General features: G+C 56.2%; 21 protein-coding genes and 4 tRNA genes. 13 read left to right on the top strand and 12 right to left on the bottom strand.

Annotated features, from left to right (window positions below; all coding sequences use genetic code 11):
- The first annotated feature begins 82 nt into the window (after positions 1 to 82).
- From E8K88_RS11235 to E8K88_RS11195, 9 genes are all read left to right on the top strand, one after another.
- Positions 83 to 1,312: an ABC transporter substrate-binding protein gene (locus E8K88_RS11235; protein ID WP_420813571.1), complete on the top strand. Its 1,230-nt coding sequence runs from the start codon at positions 83 to 85 to the stop codon at positions 1,310 to 1,312.
- 198 nt (positions 1,313 to 1,510) lie between these two features.
- Positions 1,511 to 2,572, top strand: a complete 1,062-nt coding sequence (locus E8K88_RS11230; RefSeq protein WP_136406756.1) for a LysR family transcriptional regulator — start codon at positions 1,511 to 1,513, stop codon at positions 2,570 to 2,572.
- Positions 2,573 to 2,688: 116 nt separating this feature from the next.
- Entirely contained in the window at positions 2,689 to 4,140 is a 1,452-nt protein-coding gene (leuC, locus tag E8K88_RS11225) for a 3-isopropylmalate dehydratase large subunit (RefSeq protein WP_136406755.1), read from the top strand.
- A gap of 26 nt (positions 4,141 to 4,166) precedes the next feature.
- The gene (locus tag E8K88_RS18605) at positions 4,167 to 4,406 is read left to right on the top strand and encodes an entericidin A/B family lipoprotein (RefSeq protein WP_420813570.1); all 240 of its coding nucleotides are present in this window, start codon (positions 4,167 to 4,169) and stop codon (positions 4,404 to 4,406) included.
- A 193-nt stretch (positions 4,407 to 4,599) separates the two neighbouring features.
- Complete coding sequence (gene leuD / locus E8K88_RS11215; protein WP_136406754.1) at positions 4,600 to 5,268, top strand: 3-isopropylmalate dehydratase small subunit; 669 nt, start codon at positions 4,600 to 4,602, stop codon at positions 5,266 to 5,268.
- 111 nt (positions 5,269 to 5,379) lie between these two features.
- A tRNA-Arg gene (locus E8K88_RS11210) sits at positions 5,380 to 5,457 on the top strand.
- Positions 5,458 to 5,519: 62 nt separating this feature from the next.
- Positions 5,520 to 5,597 (top strand) — tRNA-Arg (locus E8K88_RS11205).
- Positions 5,598 to 5,649: 52 nt separating this feature from the next.
- Positions 5,650 to 5,727 (top strand) — tRNA-Arg (locus tag E8K88_RS11200).
- Between the two features lie 55 nt (positions 5,728 to 5,782).
- A tRNA-Arg gene (locus E8K88_RS11195) sits at positions 5,783 to 5,860 on the top strand.
- A 122-nt stretch (positions 5,861 to 5,982) separates the two neighbouring features.
- Here E8K88_RS11195 and cysE read toward each other — a convergent pair.
- Together cysE and E8K88_RS11185 are read right to left on the bottom strand one after the other, a co-directional pair.
- A complete protein-coding gene (cysE, locus tag E8K88_RS11190) occupies positions 5,983 to 6,768 on the bottom strand; it encodes a serine O-acetyltransferase (RefSeq protein WP_136406753.1) in 786 nt (261 codons plus the stop codon).
- A 173-nt stretch (positions 6,769 to 6,941) separates the two neighbouring features.
- A complete protein-coding gene (locus E8K88_RS11185; RefSeq protein WP_136406752.1) occupies positions 6,942 to 7,781 on the bottom strand; it encodes an RNA methyltransferase in 840 nt (279 codons plus the stop codon).
- A 543-nt stretch (positions 7,782 to 8,324) separates the two neighbouring features.
- On the opposite strand from E8K88_RS11185, the gene E8K88_RS11180 reads away from it, so the two are divergent.
- A complete protein-coding gene (locus E8K88_RS11180) occupies positions 8,325 to 9,257 on the top strand; it encodes an inositol monophosphatase family protein (RefSeq protein ID WP_136406751.1) in 933 nt (310 codons plus the stop codon).
- 146 nt (positions 9,258 to 9,403) lie between these two features.
- On the top strand, positions 9,404 to 12,133 hold the full coding sequence (locus tag E8K88_RS11175; protein WP_136406750.1) for a DUF349 domain-containing protein: 2,730 nt from the start codon (positions 9,404 to 9,406) through the stop codon (positions 12,131 to 12,133).
- A 146-nt stretch (positions 12,134 to 12,279) separates the two neighbouring features.
- On the opposite strand, the gene E8K88_RS11170 is transcribed toward E8K88_RS11175, so the two are convergent.
- The 9 genes from E8K88_RS11170 to E8K88_RS11130 all read right to left on the bottom strand — a co-directional run bounded on the left by E8K88_RS11170 (position 12,280) and on the right by E8K88_RS11130 (position 20,140).
- Positions 12,280 to 13,029, bottom strand: a complete 750-nt coding sequence (locus E8K88_RS11170; protein WP_136406749.1) for a 16S rRNA pseudouridine(516) synthase — start codon at positions 13,027 to 13,029, stop codon at positions 12,280 to 12,282.
- 60 nt (positions 13,030 to 13,089) lie between these two features.
- Complete coding sequence (locus E8K88_RS11165; protein WP_136406748.1) at positions 13,090 to 13,965, bottom strand: LOG family protein; 876 nt, start codon at positions 13,963 to 13,965, stop codon at positions 13,090 to 13,092.
- A 189-nt stretch (positions 13,966 to 14,154) separates the two neighbouring features.
- A complete protein-coding gene (asd, locus tag E8K88_RS11160) occupies positions 14,155 to 14,997 on the bottom strand; it encodes an archaetidylserine decarboxylase (protein ID WP_136406747.1) in 843 nt (280 codons plus the stop codon).
- A gap of 225 nt (positions 14,998 to 15,222) precedes the next feature.
- Positions 15,223 to 16,011 carry a peptidylprolyl isomerase gene (locus E8K88_RS11155; protein ID WP_136406746.1) on the bottom strand — a complete coding sequence of 263 codons (789 nt, stop codon included), beginning with the start codon at positions 16,009 to 16,011 and terminating at the stop codon, positions 15,223 to 15,225.
- 83 nt (positions 16,012 to 16,094) lie between these two features.
- Entirely contained in the window at positions 16,095 to 16,370 is a 276-nt protein-coding gene (locus E8K88_RS11150; protein ID WP_136406745.1) for a BolA family protein, read from the bottom strand.
- 8 nt (positions 16,371 to 16,378) lie between these two features.
- On the bottom strand, positions 16,379 to 16,948 hold the full coding sequence (locus tag E8K88_RS11145; protein WP_136406744.1) for a septation protein A: 570 nt from the start codon (positions 16,946 to 16,948) through the stop codon (positions 16,379 to 16,381).
- Between the two features lie 119 nt (positions 16,949 to 17,067).
- Complete coding sequence (msrB, locus tag E8K88_RS11140; protein WP_136406743.1) at positions 17,068 to 17,481, bottom strand: peptide-methionine (R)-S-oxide reductase MsrB; 414 nt, start codon at positions 17,479 to 17,481, stop codon at positions 17,068 to 17,070.
- A 206-nt stretch (positions 17,482 to 17,687) separates the two neighbouring features.
- The gene (locus E8K88_RS11135) at positions 17,688 to 19,211 is read right to left on the bottom strand and encodes an ATP-binding protein (RefSeq protein ID WP_136406742.1); all 1,524 of its coding nucleotides are present in this window, start codon (positions 19,209 to 19,211) and stop codon (positions 17,688 to 17,690) included.
- Between the two features lie 287 nt (positions 19,212 to 19,498).
- Entirely contained in the window at positions 19,499 to 20,140 is a 642-nt protein-coding gene (locus tag E8K88_RS11130; RefSeq protein WP_205880072.1) for a trimeric intracellular cation channel family protein, read from the bottom strand.
- Positions 20,141 to 20,450: 310 nt separating this feature from the next.
- Here E8K88_RS11130 and E8K88_RS11125 point away from each other — a divergent pair, with 310 nt between their 5' ends.
- Positions 20,451 to 21,536, top strand: a complete 1,086-nt coding sequence (locus E8K88_RS11125) for a branched-chain amino acid aminotransferase (protein ID WP_136406741.1) — start codon at positions 20,451 to 20,453, stop codon at positions 21,534 to 21,536.
- Positions 21,536 to 22,417 (top strand): NADPH-dependent 7-cyano-7-deazaguanine reductase QueF, encoded by an 882-nt coding sequence (gene queF, locus E8K88_RS11120; protein ID WP_136406740.1) that lies wholly within the window; start codon positions 21,536 to 21,538, stop codon positions 22,415 to 22,417. Before E8K88_RS11125 ends, queF begins: the two co-directional genes overlap by 1 nt.
- Before the next feature lie 230 nt (positions 22,418 to 22,647).
- On the opposite strand, the gene E8K88_RS11115 is transcribed toward queF, so the two are convergent.
- Positions 22,648 to 23,289, bottom strand: coding sequence for an NYN domain-containing protein (locus E8K88_RS11115; protein ID WP_136406739.1), 642 nt, complete (start codon positions 23,287 to 23,289; stop codon positions 22,648 to 22,650).
- Positions 23,290 to 23,825 lie beyond the last annotated feature (536 nt).

The raw sequence follows: 23,825 nt of genomic DNA, 5'->3' as shown, positions 1-23,825 counted from the left end.
TTGCTGACGCATCGCGCCGGCAAGCTTTACCCGAGAGAAGAGTACAAGAGCCCATCGGCCACCATTCCAAAAGGAGACAAGCATGTTCACACCCAAAAAACAGATCGTTTTCGCCTGCGCCTTGCTCATGGCAGGCCTCGCCAGCCAGTCGGCCAACGCTCTTGAGTTGACCGATGGCAAAGTCAAGATCGGCGTCTTGACCGACCTCTCAGGCCCCTACTCCGGCATGGGGGGCCCAGGCTCGGTCGTCGCTGCCAATATGGCGGTAGAAGACTGCCTGAAAGCCGAATGCAAAGGCATGAACATCGAAGTGGTCAGCGCCGACCACCAAAACAAGGCTGATATTGCCGCCTCACGCGCACGCGAATGGATCGATGTGCAAGGCGTCGATGCCTTGGTCGACCTGACCAATTCGGCTGGGGCTTTGGCGGTGCAGAAAATCATCAAAGACCGCGGTGGCATTGCGCTCTACAGCGGGCCAGCCGTGGCCAAACTGACCAATGAGGACTGCGCACGCAATGGCTTTCACTGGATGTTTGACACGTATTCACTGGCCGCAGGTCCGGTCGCCGCGATGGCCCAGGCCGGCGATAAGAAATGGTTCTTCATCACCGTCGACTACGCGTTTGGCCATGCGATGGAAAAAGACGCCACAGAGGTCTTGAAAGCCAATGGTGGCACCGTGGTAGGCTCTGTGCGCCACCCGCTCAACGCCAGTGATTTCTCGTCCTTTATCCTGCAAGCACAAGCCTCGGGCGCCGATGTGATCGCCTTTGCCAATGGCGCGCAAGACACCGTCAATGCCATGAAAAGCGTGCAAGAGTTTGGCGTGACCAGCAGCGGCCAGAAAATTGCCGCGCTGGTGGTGTTCTTGACCGACGTGCATGCAATGGGGCTGGAAACGGCGCAAGGCCTGACCTTCTCAGAAGGTTTTTACTGGGACCTGGATGACCAGACACGGGCCTTTGCCACCCGCTTTGGCGAGCAGTTTCGCGGCAACAAACCCACCGTGGTGCAGGCGGGCGTGTATTCCAGCACCCTGCACTATTTGAAAACCGTAGCCGCTGCTGGCACCGATGACTGGCGCGTGATTCAAGAAAAAATCCGGGAAATTCCCATTGAAGATGCGGTCATCCGCAATGCCTCGATCCAAGACAATGGCCGCGTCGTGCATGACATGTACGTCTTCAAGGTCAAGTCACCCAAGGAATCCAAAGGCGCTTGGGACTACTACGACTTGACCTCGACAATCCCGGCCGACCAAGCCTTTTTGCCCGTCAGCCAATCCGCCTGCCCGCTATTGAAGAAGTAAACCCCACCCCCTGCTGCGACAGCCGTGTTTTGAAAAGCAGCACGACTCTGGTTTGCGCCAGCAGCCCATGGACTGTTAGCGCGGCCATTCGGAACCCGGCACACCAGACATCGCCAATCACGATGACAATAGGCACTTTAAGCATGGAGAATACACTGCAATCGTAGAATACGAATCTAAAAACCACTCCACGTCGCCATGCAAGAAAGTTACCGCTTATCCCGCCATCTCAGCCTGACCACCTTGGAGCTGTTTGTGGCGGTGTGCGAGACCGGCAGCATTGCACAAGCTGCAGAACGCGAGTTCATTGCCCCCTCTGCGGTCAGCAAACGTTTGTCCGATTTGGAGAGCGAAGTCGGCATTGTCTTGCTCGAGCGCCACAGCCGTGGCGTCAAACCCACCCCAGCTGGCGAGAGTTTTTTGCAGCATGCACGCAGCATCCTGCACGACATCACGCGCATGCATACCGACTTGCAGGAGTACGCAGAAGGCGTGCGCGGACATGTTCGCTTGCACGCCAGCCTGTCGACCATTGTGCAGTTCCTGCCGGAGGACTTGGGCCTGTTTGCCCAGCGTCAACCAGCCATCAAGATTGATTTGCAAGAGCACATCAGCAACGACACACAACAAGCGGTACAAGAAGGCGCGGTGGAATTGGGCATCTGCTATACACCAGGCACCAAGCCGACCGCACTGCAATCGCGCCCCTACCACCGCGACCGTTTGGTCGCAGTGATGCCCTCGCACCATCCGTTGGCGGTTGCGCTGGGCGCTCGCCATGACAGCTCCAGCGCCTCAGCACGCGCCAGCAGCCTCAACCACAACGGCAGCGAAGACGATTACAGCGTCAGTTTTGCGGAATTACTGGACTGTGATTTTGTCGGCCTGCACAGCCACAGCAGCATTGGCTTGTTGATGCGGCAAGCCGCAGCCTCAGTAGGCAAACATTTGCGCCAACGCATCCAGGTATCTGGCCTCGATACCATGTGCCGCATGATTGACAACGGCTTTGGCATCGGCGTCATGCCCGATCGGGCTTTTGCCTTGCTGCAGCCGCTGGGCCATTTGATGTGCGTGCCGCTCAGTGATGCTTGGGCTTGGCGCCAATCGTGGATTGTTGCGCGCGACTTTGCTACGTTGCCCAATGCCACCCAGTTGCTAGTTGCCCATCTGGAAGAGCAAGCCCAATTGCGCAGCCGCACACGCGCCCCAAACGCCCAACTGCGCAATGGCTGGTATGCCAGTAGCAGCCCGCACTGAGTACGCCATGACAGCCCCTATTTCAACATACCGCTGATGCACTGGCTATCTGGCTTGATACCAGACCTGAACCAGTCCATCAGCCCCTATTTCAGAAGCAGTAAAACGAGAGTCCCATGAGCAAAACACTTTACGATAAAGTTTTCGACGAGCACGTTGTACACACCGAGGAAGATGGCACAGCTGTGCTGTACATTGACCGCCACCTGGTGCACGAAGTCACCAGCCCGCAAGCATTTGAAGGTTTGCGAGAAGCTGGCCGCAAAGTCTGGCGCGTCAGCTCCATCGTTGCGACGGCCGACCACAACACGCCGACCACCGGCTGGGAGCGCGGCTACGACGGCATTGACGACCCTATCAGCAAAGAGCAGATCATCACGCTCAACCACAACATCAACCAATTTGGCGCTGCTGCATTCTTCCCCTTCATGAGCCAGCGCCAAGGCATTGTGCACGTGATTGGCCCTGAAAACGGCGCCACCCTGCCCGGCATGACCGTGGTCTGCGGCGACAGCCACACCTCGACACACGGCGCCTTTGGCGCCTTGGCCCACGGCATTGGCACCAGCGAGGTCGAGCATGTGATGGCCACGCAAACCTTGTTGGCCAAAAAAGCCAAGAACATGCTGATCAAGGTCGAAGGCGATGTGGCCCCAGGCATCACCGCCAAAGACATTGTCCTGGCCATCATTGGCAAAATCGGCACCGCAGGCGGCACCGGCTACACCATTGAATTTGCGGGCTCTGCAATTCGCGCCTTGTCAGTTGAAGGCCGTATGACGGTCTGCAATATGGCCATTGAAGCCGGCGCGCGCGCGGGCATGATCGCAGTGGACGACAAAACCATCGACTACCTCAAAGGCCGTCCACTGGCGCCAGGTTTTGACGACAAAACGGGCCAATTCGTCGGCGGCGTCGAATGGGACCAAGCCGTGGCTTACTGGCGCACCTTGCACTCCGATGCGGACGCGGTGTTCGACAAAGTGGTTGAGCTTGATGCCACGCAAATTGTGCCGCAAGTGACCTGGGGCACCTCGCCCGAAATGGTGCTGGGTGTGGATGCGAAAGTACCCGACCCAGACAAAGAAAAAGATGCGGTCAAACGCAATGCGATGGAGCGCGCCCTGACCTATATGAACTTGGAGCCAGGCAAGCCTTTGTCCGACATCCACGTCGACAAAATCTTTATTGGCTCGTGCACCAATAGCCGGATCGAAGACATGCGCGAAGCGGCTGCCGTGGTCAAACGTTTGGGCCAAAAAGTAGCCAAAAACGTCAAGCTGGCCATGGTAGTGCCAGGCTCTGGTCTGGTGCGTGAGCAGGCCGAGCGCGAAGGCCTGGACAAAATCTTCACTGCCGCAGGTTTTGAATGGCGCGAGCCGGGCTGCTCGATGTGCCTGGCCATGAATGCCGACCGCCTCGATCCAGGCGAGCGCTGTGCCTCAACCAGCAACCGCAACTTCGAAGGCCGCCAGGGCGCTGGTGGACGCACCCACCTGGTCAGTCCGGCGATGGCTGCTGCTGCCGCAATTCATGGACATTTCGTCGATATTCGCCGTTTTTCATAAGCATAGACCGTGCTTTTTTGAGACACATGCGTTGGCAAAATTCGGCAAATGCTCTAAATTGCTCACGGGCATTAGGAAAACCCAAAGGTCCGTTTTTTGCACTGATCTTTGCCAACATTTCAAAAGGAATTCATATGAAAAAAATCGCCTCCATCGTTTTGGTCTCCTTCCTCTCCATCGCTGCTCTGGCAGGTTGCAATACCGTGCAAGGTGTTGGACAAGACGTTCAGCAAGGTGGCAAAGCCATCGAGAAAGCTGCTAAATAAGTCGGCGCAGTAACGCCATCCTTGCCAGCTCCAGCAGCCCGCTTGCGCATTGCAGCTGCTGCTGGAGCCAGCAATACCCCTTCATTGTTTCCTATTGCCCATAGCAAACAACGCCAGCGACATACACAGAGATAGGCCTGCCACCAGCGCCTATTGATTTGCCGTATGCCTGCCAGCGTGTTTTCATCGCCCCATGCAAAAATTCACAGTACACAAAGGCCTTGCAGCCCCACTCGATCGCGAAAACGTCGATACCGATGCGATCATTCCCAAACAATTCCTCAAATCCATCAAGCGCACCGGCTTTGGCCCTAATTTGTTCGACGAGTGGCGTTATCTGGACCAGCCTGGTCAGCCCGGCGTGCCCGAATCCGAGCGCAAGCCCAACCCCGATTTCGTGCTGAACCAGCCGCGTTATAAAAATGCATCGATTTTGGTAACGCGCCAAAACTTTGGCTGCGGCTCCTCGCGCGAGCACGCGCCCTGGGCCTTGGACCAATATGGCTTTCGCGCCATCATCGCGCCCAGCTATGCCGACATTTTTTTCAACAACAGTTTTAAAAATGGCTTGCTGCCGATTGTTCAGCCAGAGACGGTGGTTGACTTGCTGATCAACGAAATCAACGCGTTTCCAGGCTATGAGCTGACCGTGGATCTGGAGCGCCAAGTCATCATTCGCCCAAGCGGCGAAGAATTGGCGTTTGATGTGATTCCATTTCGCAAATACTGCCTGCTCAACGGCTTTGATGACATTGGCCTGACCTTGCGCCATGCCGACAAAATCAAAGCATTTGAAGCCGCCCGCTTGGCCAACAAACCATGGCTGGCGCATACGATGGCAGTTGAGCAAGTCCACGAGTAAAGCCTGGCGCGCCAAAATAGTGAAGAAATGAAGCCCAATGCAAAATTCTTCACTATTTGCTTGAATGTCGCCAAAGCAGCATTTTTTTGTATGCTAGAATCTCGCTCTTCAGCGGCTGTAGCTCAGTTGGATTAGAGTACTTGGCTACGAACCAAGGGGTCGTGGGTTCGAATCCTGCCAGCCGCACCAATTTATAGGAATTTGCTCATCGCAGCAAGTTTTTTGAAAAGTTCTTTCGTTTTCTTTTTTATGCGGCTGTAGCTCAGTTGGATTAGAGTACTTGGCTACGAACCAAGGGGTCGTGGGTTCGAATCCTGCCAGCCGCACCATTATCAAATAGCTTCATCGGAATCTATTTTTTACCGTTCTTTCGTTTTTTGTGCGGCTGTAGCTCAGTTGGATTAGAGTACTTGGCTACGAACCAAGGGGTCGTGGGTTCGAATCCTGCCAGCCGCACCATCTCAATAAGATTTGCCCATCGCAGCAAATTCTTTTAATAAGTTCTTTTGTTTATGCGGCTGTAGCTCAGTTGGATTAGAGTACTTGGCTACGAACCAAGGGGTCGTGGGTTCGAATCCTGCCAGCCGCACCATTTAAAAGCCCGCTTATTGCCCAATAAGCGGGCTTTTTCTTGTGCGCACTTTGCATGCAGCACATGAAAAAGCACCGATGTCTTTTTAGATCATCGGTGCCTTGCCTGAAAGCTGCGGGCAATTACTCATCAACCAGTTCGCGCAACTCTTTCAAATCGGTCTGTTTGGCGCCTTCTGACTCTTTGCCAACCTCCACCGCAGCAGGCGTCTGCGGCTCCAACAGCGCAGACAAGCGCTTGACCTCTTTGCGCAATAGCTCGACCTGTGCCTCCTGCTGAGACGCGGTATCAATCAAACCCTTGATCGCCTGCGAGACCGGGTCGTCACTCAAAGTCACCCCATACGCACTAAACACGCCAGCTGCCTGCGCATCCTGGCGTGGCCGTTCACTTTTGGCCAAAATGATTTTGGCTGGGTTGCCGACGGCAGTAGCGCCTGCCGGCACCGGTTTGGTGACCACCGCATTGCTGCCGACCTTGGCGCCCGCCCCCACAGTAAAGCCACCCAATACCTGGGCACCTGCACCAATGATCACACCAGCCTCAATCGTCGGATGGCGCTTGCTGCCTTTGTGCAAGGATGTGCCCCCCAAGGTGACCCCCTGGTAGATCGTCACGCCATCATGGATTTCAGCCGTCTCCCCAATCACCACCCCCATGCCGTGGTCAATGAACACGCCTGTACCAATCGTTGCGCCCGGATGGATTTCAATGCCTGTCAGCATACGCCCCACATGCGAGGAAAACCGTCCCAGCCATTTCAGACCATGGGTCCAAAACCAATGCGCCAAACGGTAAATCCACAGCGCATGCAGACCTGGATAACAAGTCAACACCTCCCATGTAGTGCGCGCCGCAGGGTCACGCTCAAGTATGCATCGGAGATCGGCTCGTAATCGGGACAGCATGTATCGCATTCAAAGTAGGAAAAACAAATACCTCAGCGGATCGCCTGTGAGACGACACCCAGGCCGCAACAAGCAGTTGCGCAGGGCTTGCCAAGTATGGCTTAACCAAAGATTATCGCAAATTAGCCCATTGCGTGCTGGGCGCAGCCCAGCGGCACTAGACAACAAAATGCTTAATCGCGTTGTGGCAAATTGCTCGCCTGAGCTGCGGTGTAGAGCATGGACTTGGCCACGCCACGCAGCAAATGGATTTCCTCAGGACTCAGTTGCGCCCGATTAAACATTTGCTGCAACCGCGCCATGAGTTTTTTAGGTGCCGCCGGATCCAAATAGCCAATCGCCTCCAGGCCTTGACGCCAGTGCTCCAACAAACCTGCAACCGCCTGGGCGTCGGCCAGTGCAGCTGCTGCCACGCCAGACGCAGGCGCGCCCGCCTCAGCCCCTGCACCCAGCGCAGGCCGCACCACTGCAGACTGCGCATCCAAAAACAAACGCCATTCATACGCAATCACCTGCACCGCCGCGGCAATATTGAGCGAACCAAAGTCCGCTGCCGTTGGAATTTGCAAGGCCACATTGCAGCGGTAAACGTCCTCGTTACGCATGCCAAAGCGCTCACTTCCAAACAAAAAGGCAACGCCTTCAGGCATGACAAAAGGTGTCGCTGCCACTGGATCTGATGCCTCTGCACTGTCGGCCTGCCGCTGCGCCAGCCACTCACAATGGGCTCTGGGGCTGCGCGTGGGCGGCCCAAAATCACGCGGCACCATCGCCGTGGCGCACAAGTGCTGCACGCCATCCAAGGCTTCGTCCAAAGTGGCAACTACCCGCGCCTTGCTCAAAACATCGGTGGCACCGCTGGCTCGGTCGATGGCTTCCTGGTGGGTCAATACATCTGGCCAGCGTGGCTCCACCAACACCAAGTCGTCAAAGCCCATTGTGCGCATGGCACGGGCCACCGCCCCCACATTGCCAGCGTGGCTAGTCTGTATCAATATAAATCTGGTTTTCATGGCTTAGACAAGGCGCGAGCGCGCTTGTTTTTTAATGAGTGGCTATCCCGCAGCAGATCTTGGTCACATTGCCGTGCCCATGCTTGGCCACACAAGCTACCACCCAGTCCCTCATGCGACTCGCCAGCAAGCAGGAAACACCCCCACTGGCAAGGCTACAACGGCAAAATGGCATCGAAAATGGCATTGAATAGAGAAAGAAAGGATCTGCCGCTGCGCTTTTTCATGCGCCAGGGCGGTAAAATGCTGAATTAGCCGATGTCGGCTTGCAAGTTTTTTGGTACACAGGCAGGCAAAGCCCTTGCGGGAGTTTTGCAGACTTTCCCGACTGGCACCAATTGGCTTGACGCTATACATTGTCACCTGTTTGAAGGGCTTGGCAGAGATCCCGCCGAGATAGGTGCTTGGCATCCATTTTGGCGCACACTATGAGAGAGCGCTCTCCAGCACTGTCTCAATAGCGCCCCCACCTACTCCAGCAGGCACAATGGTGCTGAGTCATCAGCGACATTGTTGTTGGTTTTTTTCGTATATTGCAGTTCCATGAGCACCACCACCACATCTACCAGCCTTCACCCCATGTTGAACGTCGCCATCAAAGCGGCACGTGCAGCTGGCAGTGTGATCAACCGCGCCGCACTGGATGTGGAAGCGGTGCGTATTTCGCAAAAGCAGATCAATGACTTTGTGACCGAGATTGATACGGCAGCTGAAGACATCATTGTGCAAACCTTGCTGAGCGCCTACCCGCAACACGGCATTCTGGCCGAAGAAAGCGGCACCAAGCATGGCAAACGCAACGCCGACCATGTCTGGATCATTGACCCACTCGATGGCACAACCAACTTCATCCACGGCTTTCCGGTCTACAGCATCAGCATTGCACTGGCATACAAAGGCCGCATCGAGCAAGCGGTCGTGTATGACCCTGCCCGCAACGACTTGTTTACCGCCACACACGGCCGTGGCGCGTTTCTGAACGACCGCCGCATTCGCGTCAGCAAGCGCAAACAACTGCAAGACAGCCTGATCTCTACCGGCTTCCCATTCCGCGCTGGTGACGATTACGCCCAATACCTGCAAATTTTCACGGAATTCTCACAACGCACGGCTGGCCTGCGCCGCCCTGGTTCAGCCGCGCTGGATCTGGCCTATGTGGCAGCGGGTTTTACCGACGGTTTCTTTGAAACCGGGTTGAGCATCTGGGACATTGCCGCTGGCAGCTTGCTGGTTACAGAAGCCGGCGGCCTGGTGGGCAACTTCACCGGCGAATCCGATTTTCTGGAGCAAGGCGAATGCATGGCCGCAACGCCACGCGTCTATGGCCAGATGGTACCTCTGCTCAACCAGTACAGCAAATTTGCCAGTGCTGACGCCAAACGTGAAGTGGCCACACGCAGCAAAGCATTGCGGCAGGTTTTGGGCATTCAGGCGCCAGCAATCGAGCGAAACTCTGAAGTCAACGAAGCCCCATAAGCTTTCAAGACCGCTCTTTTTATCTATACTGCCGCAAGCAAGACCGCTCCACAAGTGCGCATGCCTGAGCAGTTTTAATCAGATACAGGGCTTGCCCGCCAGCTTACATGGCATGCAAGCCCATTGATTCGGAGTCTTGGTTCATCATGGCCCTGTTTCCTTTTTTCTCGCGCAAGCCAGAGCCGCCCCCGGCCCCTATCGCTGTGCCCGCAGTCAAAACGCCAGCCCCACCGCACCCTTTGGATGCAGTCACGGGAGGCGTTTTTTCTGCCAGCAATACCGCCAAGCGACTCGAATGCGTGAACCAGTGGCTGGCCAGCAATCCTGAGCCAGCTCTTTTGCAACAAGTCTTTAAAGCCCTGAGCGCCAGCGACAAAGGCGCCGCAAAACCTATTCGCCAACGTATGAACGATATCCGCCAATCCAACCAACAGGAAGAAGCAGGCCAAGATTGGGCCGTTAAGGCAGAAAAAATCCTGGCCGCAACGACCTTCCACATTGCCGACGGCATGGCGTGGTTGCGCGATGCGGCCAAAGCCGGTGCACCGCTGTCCAAAGAGCCGCTGGCCGACTTGCGCAGCCGCATTGCCGACCAAATCAAAAGCCTGGAAGAGCTGCAGCACAAAACCATGGTGCAAAAAGAAGCTGCCGTGCTGCTGGCCCAACGCATTGACGTGCTGTCGACCAAGCCTTGGCAGCAAGCTGCCGAAGCCGCACCTGGCCTTGCGCAAGACGTGAACAAGTGGAGCAGCAACGCCGCTGAGCTGATCTCTGCGCCACTGTGGAGCAGCGTTGAGCCGCGCCACACCAATGCAATTGAAAGCTCACGCGTGCAATTGACTCAGGTGTTCGAAGCATTCTCTGCAGCACTGGAGCAAGCCAAATTGGCCGCGCAAGACCCCAAGGCACCACTGCCACAAGTGCAAGTATGGGCCGACGAGCTGCGCGCACTGCATGGCCTGCAAGCGCCTGTCGACACGACCGTGGCCGCCGTGACTTTGAGTGCCGAGCAGCAAGCCAAGGTCAATGCCGCCGTCAAAGCACTGGAGGCCACTGTCAAACAAGGCCAATCCAAACAAAGCAGCCAAGCCGCTGCTGCCTTGCGTGAGATGCTCAAAGAACTGGGCGGCTCAGTCGATACCGAGCTGGAGCGCCGCATCAACCGCGCGCTGATTGATGCCGGTGATTTGCAAGGCTGGCAACGCTGGGGCGCCAACCAGGTGCGTGAAGAGCTGATTGCCCGCGCCGAACTGCTCGTGCCCGCCGGCGAAGGCCAGGCACCAGCGAGCGGCAAGGCCTTGCAAACCCAAGTGCGCGAGCTGCATGAGCAATGGCGCCAGGTGGACCGCTCCAGCCCACCCAATGCGCACCTGTGGAAACGCTTTGACGAAGCCATTAGCAAAGCCCGCGAAATCATTGATGTCTGGCTGAAAAAAGTAAAATCTGAAGCCCAGGCACACAAGTCTGAGCGCCAAACCCTGATTGATGAAGTGCGCGCCTACGCAAGCACATTGACCGAGCCCGTCGATCTGAAAGCCCTGCAGCGCCAGCTCCAGCAATTCTCCAACCGCTGGCGCAGCGCAGGCCATGTCAATGACAAAGTCTTTGGCCAGTTGCAAGCGCAATGGAAAGAAGCCTACGAGCAGGCCGGTGCGCCGCTGGACAACGCCCGCAAACAAAGCGCCGACCTGCGCCGCAGCCTGATTGAAGAGGCCAAAGAGCTGGGTGCGCGCGCTCAACTCGATGTGCGTGCGATCAAAGCACTGCAGCAACGCTGGCAAGCTGAAGCCCAGTCTGTGCCACTGGATCGCAAACTAGAGCAAAAACTCTGGGATGCATTCCGCCAGCCGCTAGACCAGGCTTTCCAGCGCAAGGACGCGCAGCGCAGCCAAGCCGACGCCGTGGCCTCGGTGCACGACCAAGCGGTATTGAATGCCTCACAAGCTTTGGAAGAAGCGATTGCAGGTGGTCACGCACAAACCATCCGTGATGCGATGGACGCGCTGCAAGCTGCCATCCGCTCAACGCCTGAAACCGCCGCGGCAGCACCAGCACCTGCCACATCTGCAGCAGACAGCACAGCCCAAGCCAATGCAGACAACAACGCTGGCGCCGAACTGCCACAAGCTGATACAACAGCCCAAAGCAGCGAAGCCAGCACAGCAGATGCAGAGCAAACCCCAGCTGAAGCTGCCCCTGCACCAGCACCAGCAGCACCCAAAGCCGTTATTGCGGTGCGTGGCGATGACCGCCCAGGTGCTCAAGGCGCGCAAAAGCCTGCAACGCGAGAGGGCAACCCACGCGACGCACGCCGCAACAGCCCGCGCGATAGCCGTGATGGCCGCGATGAGCGCCGCAATGGCTTTGAAGCCCGCAGCCCCAGAGAGCGTGATGGCCGCCCTGCCGCAGCCCCACGCCTGGGTGACCGCGCATTCCGCGCCCAACGCAATGCGTTGGAAAATGCACAAACGGCTTTGCGCAAACTGTCAGCCCAAGCCCATGGCGAAGCCGTCACACAATTGCTAGACGCCTGGAAAGAGCGCAGCGCAGACAAACTGCCTGAGCCAAGCCAAATCAGCAAACGCGTCTCTACCGCACAATGGAACAGCTGGAAAAACACCATTTCCCAATCAGCAACCAACAACGCCAAAGCCTCGGAAGCTGTACTGCGCTTGGAAATGGCTGCTGAGGTGCCAACTCCAGCCGACCACCTGAGCGAGCGCCGTGCGCTGCAATTGCAATTGCTGACACAGAGAAATGCTGCCAGCCCAGCCGAGACATGGACCACCGATTTGCAAGCTGTGCTGGCCACAGGAGCCGATGAGGCCACCAGCAAGCGCCTGCAATCGGCATTGAAAGTGCTGCTCAAACGCTGAATCTGCAGTGATTGACGCCCAATAAAAAAACCGGAAGTTGCGCTGCAGCTTCCGGTTTTTTATTGGCAGAGTGTCAGAACGTGTTTACGTTCTCAGAGCCTACAGGCGCGCCGGCCGCCCCAGCCAGGCACGCTTAGATGCTTATTTTATTTTCTTTTCTCGTACAAGGCCGCCACTTCGGCTGGGCTCAACCAGCGCCACTGCCCAGGCTGCAAGGATTCAGGCAAGTCCAGGTCACCAATGCGGCTGCGGTGCAGTCGCTCGACACGGTTGCCCACCGCAGCCAGCATGCGCTTGACCTGGTGGTACTTGCCGGCATGCAAAGTCAGGCTGATGTGCGTATCGCTGTGCTGCTCAACCTCATCGGCTTTGACCTGTTCGTTCGAATCATGCAACACCACGCCTGCCAGCAATTGCTGAATCTGCTTGTCCGTCACCGGGTGGCAGGCATGCACCTCATACACCTTAGGCACCATGTGCTTGGGTGAGCTGAGGCGGTGGATAAAAGTGCCGTCATCGGTGAGCAACAACAAGCCGGTGGTGTCCTGGTCCAAACGGCCAATGGGCTGAACGCCTGTTTGTCCGCCTTTAACCGGACGCTGGCGTAAAGGCGCCGGCAGCAAGGTGAAGATACTGGGATAAGTGGAAGGCTTTTGCGAGCACTCGTAACCGGCTGGCTTATGCAGCAGGATGTAGGCTTTTTCCTGGTAAGGCCAGTGTACGCCTTGGACCTTGAGTTGCAAATCCTCTAGCTCGTCAAACCAGAAAGCGCCATCGAGGGTCTGCTGCCAGTCCCCTCCTGTGTAGGCCCACTGCACCAAGCCCGACTGCACCAGGCCATAGCACACGCGCCGTGTGCCAAAGCCTTGCGAGAAAAGAATATCCGCCAACTCCATTGCGATTCGCCCTGTTCATTCTCAAAATTCAATTGCAGGCAAGCGCCTGCACATAGCCCATTAGGCCGTTTTTTCTGTCTGGTAAAAACTGCGAATCGCATCCCAGGCCTGCTGTGGCTCGTCGCAGTAATTAATCAGTTCCAGATCGAGCGCAGAGATCATGCCCTCCTCTACCAGCACATCCAAATTCAGGATGCGCTTCCAATAGTCAGAGCCAAACAGCACAATCGGCAAGCGCTTGGCTTTGCCTGTTTGCACCAAGGTCAGGACTTCAAACAGCTCATCCAAGGTGCCGAAGCCGCCAGGGAACACGACCAAGGCCTTGGCACGGATCAAGAAATGCATTTTGCGCAGGGCAAAATAATGGAACTTGAAACTCAGGCCTGGTGTGATGTAGCGGTTGCCACTTTGCTCATGCGGCAAAGTAATGTTCAGGCCCACGTTCAATGCACCGGCCTCGTAGGCGCCGCGGTTGGCTGCCTCCATGATGCCTGGGCCGCCGCCAGTGCAAATCACAAAGCGTTTTTCCTCAGATTCGGACTCGCAGTCACGTGCGACCATGTTGGCAAAAGCACGCGCCTTTTCGTAGTAAACCGCATTGCGCACAGCCCGCTCAGCCATGGCAATCGCCTGCTCTTCACCTAGCTCAATGGCGTCCTTGAGCATGGTTGCTGCCGCTTCCGCATCCACGATACGAGCGCTGCCATAAACCACCACGGTTTGATGGATGCCGCGCGCCTCCTGCTCCAATTCGGGCTTGAGCAACTCCAGCTGAAAACGAATGCCGCGGGTCTCTTTACGCGTTAAAAACTCAGGGTCATCAAACGCCAAACGGTACGATTGTGGTTGCAAGGCTTTGGGATTCAAGGCTTCGGCATCGATTTCATCAATCGTGTGCGTGAGTGTTTGAGAAATTTGGGGAGGCGTCGACTTCATACACAACCTATCGATTACAGGAGTCAGCATGCCGTGCGAACTGAGCACGCCAGAGCGGACGAATTAAGACAAAAATGCCCATGCCAGCGCCCTGGCCTGCATGTTCACAAATACATGCGGCACTGGCTTGGCACGCCAGCGGCCTGGGACCTGCAGAGGAGCAACTCACTCAACCGGACATAGTAGGGCTTATTTGCTGGCTGCCATCTCTTGGCCCATTTGAATCGGCGTGCCTGCCTGCCAATGCGTATTCCATTGGACACAGGCCTCGGGCGGCATCACCATGATGACGGTGGAGCCAAGCAAGAAGCGCCCCATCTCTTCACCCTTGCGCAAATGGATGCGATTGGAGTCACCCTGGTTGTAAGCCCAGTGCCGAATTGCGCCAGTGCGCGGCGGTGTGACTACGCCATGCCAGCTGGTGGCAATGCTGCCGACAATCGTTGCGCCCACCAGCACCATCGCAAACGGGCCAAACGGCCCCTCAAACCAACACACCAGGCGTTCATTGCGGGCGAACAAGCGGTCAATGCCAGCAGCTGTGGCCTGATTGACCGAATACAAGTCCCCTGGCACATGGCTCATGCGCATCAAAGCGCCATCGCAGGGCATATGGATGCGGTGGTAGTCGCGCGGGCTTAAATACAAAGTGGCAAAAGACCCGTCGGAATATGCAGCAGCGGCATCTTCATCCGCCAGCAGTTCAGCCACCGAATAGCTGCGGCCTTTGGCCTGCACAATCTGGCCCTGGCGAATACGCCCGAGTTGGCTGACCGCGCCATCGACTGGACTAATCCAGTCTGCTGCTGCCAGTGGCCTGGCATCGGGCTTCAACGCGCGCGTGAAAAAATCGTTGAAGCAGGCATAGGCCGCTGGGTCCTCATGCAAGGCCTGCGACATATCCACGCCATAACGGCCAATAAACCAGCGAATAAATGGCTGGGCAATCCATGATGTACGGCTCGCAGCCAGCACGCCAGCCCATTCAGTCAGGGCTTTGCGTGGCGCGATTTTTTGCAATAAAAGAGACATGCAGCAATCAAGTTGGAGCAAACAAATGCGGATTCAACAAATCAACCAGCCATTTTATGTGCAATCGCACATGGCCTCAAAATGCCATGATGGTGGCCCTGTGTGGCAGCACACCATACAACGGGCCTGTGCCTTCGCAGCCTGCGAATAAGCGCCTGCCAAGCTGCTTGGCAGATGAAAAAAGGGCCTGATGGCCCTTTTTGGAATCAGCCGTTCAAGCGCAGCTTATTGCTCGATTTTGGCGGCTTTGTAGAGTTCTTCCTGGTATTTGGTCAGTTGTTGCTGTGCCAGGGACTCTTCGATTTGTGGCTTCACTGCAGCCAACTCTGGCGGTTTGGAGTCACGTACATCCTTGAGTTGCAGAACGTGGTAACCAAACTGGGTTTTGACTGGCTCTTGGGTGATATCGCCTTTTTTCAGCTTTTGCAGCGCTTCACCGAATTCAGGCACATAGGCGTCTGGGCGGGCCCAGCCCAGCTCACCACCTTTGGAGCCAGAGCCTGGGTCTTTGGATTTTTCCTTGGCGATGGCTTCAAATTTTTTGCTGTCTTTTTTCAAGTCAGCAATGATGGCTTTGGCTTCGTCTTCTGTTTCAACCAGGATGTGGGCTGAATTGAATTCTTGGCCTTTGTTGGCTTCGACCAGTTTGTCGTACTCGGCTTTGATGGCCTCTTCAGTGACTGGATGGTCTTTCTGGTGTTTCTGGAACAGCGCACGAATCAGGAATGTTTGACGCGCCAAGTCCATTTCTTCTTTGAACTCTTTGGAGTCTTCCAGCTTCAGCTTGGTGGCCTCTTGCTCGAACACGGCGCGGCGGATCAACTCTTCCTTCACCTGGGCTTCGAGTTCAGGCGTTTTTGGACGGCCAGACTGCTCAAACTGCTCAATGAAAAAGTTGTAGCGGGCCTCTGGGATCGCTACGCCGTTCACGGTCGCCAGATTTTGCGCCGAAGCAGGCAGGGCCGCGGCTAAAAACGCACTAGCCAGCAAAGCGGAAAGCAATTGTTTTTTCATGGAATACCAATTCCTCTAAAGTTTTCTTTAAAACGAGAATCATTGAAACGATTCGGTCAATGCAAGGCTGGCAAAGCCGCGCCCTACTTCACTTCAATCGCCAATGCATGCATACCAGCATCAAAAAAGTCACGCAGTGCATCATACACAAGACGATGCACTGTCACACGGCTCTTGCCTGCAAACTGAGGCGAAGCGATCAACACCCTGAAATGGGTGCCAAAGCCCGATCCGTTGGCTCCTGCATGTCCTGCGTGTTGTTGACTCTCATCAATTACCAGAAGTTCCGAAGGCGTTAACACTTCGCGCAAATGCGCGTCGATGGCCTGGGCCGTAATCGGCAATACAACATCGGTCATGGTCTTACTCACTGTGGAGGAGTGTCATTGCTGGCTTTTTGCTCTTGGCTTGGCACGGTGATGTAGCGGCTCAGACCCAGCATCAACACAATTAAAAAGGCAAACGTAATCAAAGGGCTACCAAAGGTCTTGTAATTGACCCACATCGATTCGCTGAAATTCTTGGCAACAACGATATTGAGAACCCCCATCAGCGTGAACAGGCCAATCATGCTCCAAGTCATGATGCGCCAGGCAAAGTCCGGCATCTGCAATTGCGCGCCCATCAAGGCTTTGAGTGGATTTTTTTTCAAAATCACCAAAGACACCAGGAGTACGCCAGCCAGTAACCAATTGACGATGGACGAGCGCCACATCACGAACACCGGATTTTGCAGCACCAAGGTCATGCCACCAAACACCCCAATCAAGCCCATGCTGACCCATTGCATGGTTTCGACTTTGCGTCCACTCACATACGTCAGCACAATCTGCGCTGCCGAAGCGGCAATCGCCACACCAGTGGCGACATAAATATCCCACATGCGGTAGGCCACAAAGAACAGGACAAAGGGGAGAACGTCGAATAAAAACTTCATGGGGTGGGCGTTATCAAAAAGGGGCAATCCTGTGCCCAGCTGCTGCTGGGCACAAACGCAAACACGCGATTCTACGGGGAAGCTTTAGCCACACAAGCGCTCAGCTTGATGCAACGCGCTTACTTGGCTGCGTCAAACCCCATCGCGGCAGAGTTCAAACAGTAACGCAGGCCCGTCTCGGTAGGACCGTCTGGGAACACATGGCCCAGGTGGGCGCCGCAATTGGCACAGACAATTTCCACACGTGCCATGCCCAGGCTATGGTCGGCATGCTCGACAATCGCGCCTGGCAAAGCCTGGTCAAAGCTGGGCCAGCCGCAGCCAGCATCGAACTTGGTGCTGGAGTCAAACAAAGGCGCGTCGCAGGCGATGCAGTTGTATTGGCCTTTTTGCCAGAATTGCTCGTATTTACCAGTGAACGGACGCTCAGTGGCGGCCTGCTGGGTGACTTGGTAGGCCAGTGGCTCGGCGCCCTCTTTATTCGCAAGCAGTGCTTGCCATTGCGCAGGTGTTTTTTGAACGGGATAAGTCATGGTGATTCTCACTGATTCGGTGTTAACAGACTCCTGGATACAGCGCCGCAGACAGTGCATCGGCACCGCAAAGACAGACATCAGCCTACCCTGAATTCAGAATCGGTGCAGCACGCGGTATTTTCCTGTGCGGATGGCATCGACAGCAAACACCATGCATGTTGCGCAGGCCCAGCCTGCCCTTTCACTTTGCCACATCCGCTGCCTCACGCAGCCAGCATGCGCTCTCTGCGTGCACGCTCTTGCTCAGCGGCCTGTACCGCAGCAGGTGTTTGCAGGCGAGTGAGCGGCAAATCAATCTGAAAGCACGAGCCCTCACCCACCACACTGTCAATACGCAAATGCCCGCCATGGCGCTGCGCCACATGCTTGACAATAGCCAAGCCCAAACCTGTGCCGCCGGTCTCGCGCGAGCGGCTGCGATCGACGCGGTAAAAGCGCTCGGTCACACGCGGCAAATGCTCAACCGCAATACCTGGCCCCGTGTCTTTCACACCAAACGTCGCGCTGCCATCGACATGCCAGGTCCAGATCAGGCAAATGCGCCCGTGCGCAGGCGTGTAGCGCACCGCGTTGGCCACCAGATTGGAGAACGCGCTGTAGATTTCCTTATCAATTCCAGCCAAACGGCCCATCGTGCTCGGCCAGCCCGCAACTGGCGGCTGCACAGCAGCCTGACCAGGCTCCATTTCCTGATCCGAACTGCCATTGCCACGCGTGCTCACCGGTGCCGCAGTTGCATGCCCAGCATGCAGCTCACGGCTTTCGCCATTGCTTTCGGTATACAGCAATGACAGTGTATGCACAGGCTCCAGTGCATCAGGTGCCAGCGAGCTGGACAAAACGGCGGCTTCCTCCAAGCAACGCAGCAGCAATGGTTTGATCTCGATGTATTCTTTCAAACTCGGCAGCGGACTGCCTTCCAAGCGCGATAAGGTCAGCAAATCCTCAACCAGCACCTGCATGCGCCTGGCTTGCTGCTGCATCCGCTGGTAGTAGCGTTCCCGGTCAGTCTGATCCAAAGGCAAAGTCTGCAAAGTCTCGACATAGCCAGAAAAAATCGTCAACGGTGTGCGAATTTCGTGCGAAACGTTGGCAATGAAGTCGCGCCGCATCGCTTCGGTACGCTGCATATGCGAGATATCGCGCGAGAGCATCAACTGCTTGTCATCACCATAGGGGAACACCTGGATCGACAAACGCCGCCTGTCACCGCCGCCCATCGCGCTAAAGCCACGGCCATCCATTTCTAGTGTTTCGCGGAAATCACCGACTGCGCAATAACTGGCAAATTCAGGATCGCGCACCAAAGTCAGCAAGTTTTGCCCCATATCCTGATCCACATTCAAGCCAAAATGCTCGCAGCTCATGTGGTTAAGCCAGACAATCGACCACTCATGGTCTAACAGCATCACGCCATTGGGCGAGGCCTGGATGGCCATGCGCAATTCTTGCAAATTGCGCTCCTGGCGCTCTTCCCGGTACAGGTGCTTGCGTTGCAGCTTGCGCCAAAAATACTGCAAATTGGCCCAATAGCCCCAAAAACGGCTCGATGCCTGGCCCTCGTTTTTAGCCCATTGATAGAACCGTGCATTTTGCCAAGCGGTCAACAGCCACCACAGCCAAGCACCAGCCAGCGCGCCAATCACCAACTGCCAACCACCAAAACCCAGCCACCAGGCTGCCAACACCCCGAGGGCTTGGATAAAAATGAAACCTATTGAAGCCATGCGCGCATGGTAAATCAGGCAGGCGGCACATGGGAATAAATTATGCAAATTGTTTGGAGCCTGTTCACCATCTCCACGCAGTCGCGCAAATCACAAAATGGGGCCGCGCAAGGCGCGTGTTGCAGCTCACGCGTTTGTTTAGGCACAACGGGCAACGCTGCAATGCGCTTTTTTGTGTTTTGCCTTTGGGGCATCAACGCGGCTGCGTGGAGATGGTGAACAGGCTTTTGGCCCCGCGCTGGGCCGCTTGCCCCTCCTGTGGCCAAACACATGCTGCATCCCAGTCTTCAGTGCTGATCCAGCTTTCCAAACGTTGGCAATTGCCAGTGCCAATGCAAGGCTGCCAGGCGAATCAGCAAAGTCACCAGCATGCCCGAAAGCATCGCCAAAGGCGTCTGCCCAGTCTGGTGATCGACAAGTACCTGCACCAGTCCGCCTGCAATGCAGGCTGTAGCATAAATCTCACGACACAAGACCATTGGCATTTCACGAGCCAAAACATCGCGAATCACGCCACCGCCCACCCCTGTCAACACGCCCATGCCCACTGCGACAATCGCAGGCGCGCCCAAATCCAGCGCTTTATTCACGCCAATCGCTGTAAAAGTAGCCAAGCCCAATGCATCAGCACGCAATAGCAGCCAGTTCACCTTGGCGCGTGAGAGCAGCTGCGCCAGCGGAATTGCCACAATGCAAGTGATCAAGATCACCCATAGATACAGCACATCAACCACCCAGAACACCGGCCGCACGCCCAGCACCAGATCCCGAATCGTGCCGCCGCCAATCGCCGTCACGCTGGCGAGCACCAGCAAGCCAAAGCCGTCCATTTGCAGGCGCCTGGCCACCAAGACCCCACTAAGGGCGAACACCACCGTGCCCAGCATATCGAGCACCAGAACCCAATCATCTGCAGTGAATGACATCATGGCGGGCATTGTCGCGTGAATTGCCAGGGCGCGGTAGCGCATTGTGATGGCCTCCGCGCGATCACACGATGCCGGTGCCCATTGACTGTGACCAGTCCACTTGCTTAGATACGATGCGTGCCAACGCCAAACAGAAGCGAAACTCCATGCCCATTTAGGCCAAGTTGCGATGCAAGCGCCGCCACAATCGTTATCATGGAAGGCTATGCTTGCACCAGTGCAGCGGTTGCGTGCACACTTTAGGCAGATTAGCCAAGGTTCAAGCAAATGTTTTTTTGCTCATGTTGACGCAATCCCAGTCGGAACCCTTATGTCAAACGCTCTGAAAATCAGCCATATTCCTACGGACGCCCCCACCTCGGCAGCCGACCGCGAAGCCATTTTGGCCAAAGGCGGCTTCGGTACCGCGTTTTCTGACCACATGGTCACCATCGAATGGACCGAAGGCATCGGTTGGCACAATGCCCAAGTGCGCAAGCGCGAAGCTTTCAAAATCGATCCAGCCGCCGCCGTACTGCATTACGCCCAGGAAATCTTTGAAGGCATGAAAGCCTACCGTGGTGAAGGCGACAGCGTGACCCTGTTTCGCGCCGACCAAAACGCCGAACGCTTCAACGCTTCAGCCACCCGCATGGCCATGCCCACCATTCCGCAAGACCTCTTTCTGGAAGCGGTTGACGCCCTGGTGCGCATCGACAAAGACTGGATCCCCAGCGGCAACGGCAGCCTGTACCTGCGTCCGTTCATGTTCGCCGACGAGCCCTTCCTGGGCGTGCGCCCAGCCCACCACTTTGTGTTCTGCGTGATCGCCTCCCCCGTGGGCGACTACTTCAAGAGCGGCCCTAAGCCCGTCAAAGTCTGGGTCTCCAAAGAATACACCCGTGCAGCCGTGGGCGGCACAGGCGCAGCCAAATGCGGCGGCAACTACGCAGCCAGCCTGGTTGCGCAGGCCCAAGCCTATGAAAACGGCTGTGAGCAAGTGGTGTTTTTGGACGCGGCTGAGCACAAATGGATTGAAGAGCTGGGCGGCATGAACATCTTCTTCGTCAAAGACGATGGCAATCTGTTCACCACGCCACTGGGCACGATCCTGCCAGGCATCACCCGCGCGTCGCTGATTGAGCTGGCACGCAGCAAAGGCCTGACAGTGGAAGAGCGCAAATACTCGTTTGCCGAATGGCAAGCCGATGTGGCCAGCGGCAAAGTCAAAGAAACTTTTGCCTGCGGCACCGCTGCGGTCGTGGCCTCGATTGGCGAAGTCAAGTTCGATGGCGGCAGCTTCACAATCGGCAATGGCGACAGCGGCCCTGTGACCAACGCCTTGCGTGACGAGCTCTCTGGCCTGCAGCGCGGCAAAGTTGCCGACACACGCGGCTGGGTGCGCACGATCAAATAATGGCAGCTCCGCACGATTCGACTGGGCCCGCAGGGGCCTCGGATGCGTCTTTGCCGCTGGGCAAAGACGTCGCCTACCCTAGCAGCTACCAACCTGACTTGCTGTTTCCAATTCCGCGCCAGATCCAGCGCGATAGCCTGGGCGTGGGCACCCAGCGCCTGCCCTTTGTCGGTGCCGACAACTGGACCGCCTTCGAACTCAGTTGGCTGAACCTGCGCGGCAAACCGCAAGTGGCGCTTGCGCACCTGACCTTTCCGTGTGAGACCACGAATATTGTTGAGAGCAAATCACTCAAGCTGTACTTGAACAGCCTGAACCAGGCCCGCTTTGCCGACGCCGCAGCGGTGCGTGATTGCCTGCGCAAGGACTTGAGTGAAGCCGCTTGGCGTGGCAGCGGTCAAACCAGCAGCATTGGCGTGCGCGTGATCGAGGCAGAAGATTTTGATGCAGAACCAGTCCAAGAACTCAGCGGCCTGGATCTGGACCGCCTGGACATTGAGTGCGAGCATTACACGCCCCGGCCCGACTTGCTGCGCAGCGACCACAGCCGCGCCCATGTCAGCGAAACCCTGACCAGCCGCTTGCTCAAAAGCAATTGTCCGGTCACCGGCCAGCCCGATTGGGCCAGCGTGCAAATCAGCTACAGCGGCCCCCCGATCGACCAGGCCAGCCTGCTGCAATACATCGTGAGCTTTCGCAACCACACCGGTTTTCACGAAAACTGCGTGGAACAGATGTTCATCGACATCTGGCAACGCTGCGCGCCCTTGCAACTGAGCATCCAAGCGCGCTATACGCGGCGTGGCGGGCTCGATATCAACCCGTTTCGCAGCAGCAACCCGCAAACCTTGCCAGCCAATATCCGCACAGCAAGACAATAAAAAAAGCGCCCTAGGGCGCTTTTTTTATGGCTTGAAACACAGCAGGCAGCAGCTGCACCAGAAAAGCGCTGCACAACCCACGTTGCTGCAATAAGTGCGGCATCAGGATGAGTCGCAAAGCGTCTTTTGAAGGCCATAGCAATCGCTATGAACGAACAAGACATGCACAGCAGATCGCCTGAGACCGCGTGCAAACCACAGCAGGCAGTTGTGCAGGGCTTGCCTAGGCTTTAGCGAAAAATATCGCCCATCATGTCTTCGTACTCATCATCGACCACCCCATCAATCATCTCAGACAGCGGCAGCGAGTACGTGGCCTCCTCCAGCAAGCGCTGTGAAGTTTTGGCGTAATTGGGCAAATCAAACACCGGCACCATCACGCGGGTCCCAAGGCTTTGCAATTTGCGCACCAAGGGCGAGAAGTCCGCTGCACCGGTGAACAACACAACCACATCGAACTGGCGGTTGACAGTCAGATCGTAGGTCTCCAGTGCCAAGCTGATGTCAACACCACGCTCTTCGGGTGGGCTGGCAGCTTCATTCATCGGCTGGTAGTGCGCAACCACGCCGGCCCACATCAGGACCTGGTCTTGAAAGCGGTCCGTTTCCAATTGCTTGAGCGGGTCGCGCGTGGTTTGGACAGCCTTGAGCGAGAAGCGGCCACGGAAAAAATGGGCTTCGCTGATCTGGCACAACGTCGAGATGCCGTCTTTTTCCAGCGCCGAAATATGGTGGCGCAAGTAGTTGTGCAGTGCGCTGATGTTGAGGTGGCTTTGACGCTCATGCGTAAAGCGGTAGTAGTTGCTGATGCGCCAGAAAAAACTACCGTCATAAATGACCGCAATTTTGAGTAAGCTTTGACCGTTATTCATTAAAGAAGTGGTTAACCAAAGAAGTATATGGAGTAATGCAAGTTTTTATAAAAGTGGGGCACACAATCCGCCCCCACCATTGCAAGCGAGCATGGGATTGTAAATAAAAAGCAAATTAGCGCCGTTTTTATTTCAAAAGATGGGGTTTTTTGGCTTCAGCCAGGAGAAATTGATGCACCAAAAAGACAAATCTGTCTAGCCAACTAAAGGATTATTGACTTTTGAGAAGCCATCTTGGATGGGCGCTTGAAGATACTAAGCCATGCACGATTGTCAGCCACAAGGGCTTGGGATTGGGCGCTTGCGCCCCATATAGGCCAAAGCCCAAGCTTGAGCCCGCCAAGCTTGAGTCCGTATTGCACGCCCACTGTGCCGGCGCATGCATGGCCAATACCGCCACCCGCCTGCAGCCGTGCAGCGCAGCGCTTATAGTGGCTGCCATATTCCCCGGCGTGGCCTGCTTTAAGAGCCTGATCCAAGAACACGCCGTCATAGCCCGTGCTTTGACCTGGATGCGGACTCAGGCAATCCGCAGC

Origin of the sequence: Lampropedia aestuarii, from assembly GCF_004803635.1 — a bacterium.
GTDB classification, from domain to species: domain Bacteria; phylum Pseudomonadota; class Gammaproteobacteria; order Burkholderiales; family Burkholderiaceae_C; genus Lampropedia; species Lampropedia aestuarii.
This window is presented reverse-complemented; position numbering and strand designations above follow the sequence as displayed.